This is a genomic window from Falsihalocynthiibacter sp. S25ZX9, assembly GCF_041205405.1.
Classification (GTDB): Bacteria; Pseudomonadota; Alphaproteobacteria; order Rhodobacterales; family Rhodobacteraceae; genus Falsihalocynthiibacter; species Falsihalocynthiibacter arcticus.
Genome location: NZ_JBGFCD010000170.1, coordinates 1 through 320, shown reverse-complemented (window position 1 = coordinate 320; position 320 = coordinate 1). Strand labels below are relative to the sequence as shown.

The following is a 320-nucleotide window of genomic DNA, read 5'->3' as shown; positions in this document are numbered from 1 at the left end:
AGAATGTATGGCCTTCAGAGACCCCTCCAGCGAAGAATCTACTAACTATGCGGCATTCGCAGGAAGATGTTAAATATAAGGGTGCGTCGCAGATAATTGGTTTTCTTTTATTTGGCCTGCGTGAAGATCAACTTTTAATTGCCCTCCAAAAAATTAGCCGCCTTCATTACACTTCTGGCAGTTTCATTCCGCTGATACTGACAGATTTTCAAGACCATTCAATCTTGCGCAAAGCTGGTGCAATAATTGAGTATTTCCCAACAGATGCTTACGCGAAACCAGATCAGCGAGTGATTTTCAATAGTCGGTTTAGGGCATCT

General features: G+C 42.5%; 1 protein-coding gene. It reads left to right on the top strand.

Going from position 1 to position 320, the window contains the following annotated elements; translation table 11 throughout:
* Positions 1–47: 47 nt before the first annotated feature.
* On the top strand, positions 48–320 hold a 273-nt coding region (locus AB9F29_RS21760), incomplete at its 3' end, for a hypothetical protein (RefSeq protein ID WP_369757230.1).